Annotated in this window: 1 protein-coding gene; it reads right to left on the bottom strand. The window is 67.3% G+C overall.

Translation table 11 applies throughout. The annotated features are described in order from the left end of the window. Nucleotides 1–759 (bottom strand): nucleotide sugar dehydrogenase (locus ACTWQJ_RS51895; RefSeq protein WP_443313280.1); only part of this gene is annotated, 759 nt, incomplete at its 3' end. Between the last annotated feature and the right edge of the window lie 71 nt (nt 760–830).

Raw genomic sequence — 830 nt, 5'->3', positions numbered from 1 at the left:
CATTCCGCCGTGTCCGATGCGCGGATCAAGGCCGATGCCGTACGCCACGGTGCTGACGTCGGCTCCGGCGATCTCGCAGACCTCCGCCATGGCGTTGATGAACGAAATTTTGGTGGCCAGGAAGGTGTTCGCTGCGCTCTTGAGGACTTCCGCGGTCGCCGGGTCGGTGACGATCAGTTCGACCCCATCGCGGGCGAGGATCGGGGCGTACACCTCTCGGATGGCTTTCTCCGCCTCCGGTGAGGTCAGGCCGGCGACGATTCGGTCCGGGTACAGGGAGTCTTCGACGGCGTGGCCCTCACGCAGGAACTCGGGGTTCCATACGAGGTTGGCGCCCGCTGCGGCGTGCTCGGTGAGGATCTCTTGGAGTCGGGCGACGGTCCCGACCGTGACGGTGGACTTGCCAACGATGGTGGCGGGACGGGTCAGAAGCGGCGCCAGGGAACGGACCGCGCCGACGACCTGGCCCACGTCATAGCCCCGGCCGTCGGCACGCAGTGGGGTACCGACCGCGATGAAGTGGAGGTCAGCGAAGTCGGCGGCCTCCTCCAGGCTCGTGGTGAACCGCAAACGGCCAGTGGGGACGTACGTGGCCAGCAGCTCGTCCAGGCCCTTCTCGTAGAAGTGGCCGCGGCCGGTCTGGAGGATCTTGCAGGTCTCCGGGTCGAGTTCGACCCCGATGACTTCGTGGCCGAGCTCGGCCATCGCGGCGGCGTGCGGGGCTCCGAGGTGCCCGCATCCGATCACTGAAACGCGCATTGCTGTCCCTTGTCGTGGGTTGTGTCGTTGGGGGGCACTTCCCTTCGCCCCCCACCGCCTCCCACCCTCTT

It is taken from the genome of Streptomyces sp. KR55 (assembly GCF_052245645.1).
Taxonomy (GTDB): Bacteria; Actinomycetota; Actinomycetes; order Streptomycetales; family Streptomycetaceae; genus Streptomyces; species Streptomyces flavusporus.
The sequence above is the reverse complement of the archived record's forward strand: the minus strand, read 5'-3'. Positions and strand labels throughout refer to the sequence as shown.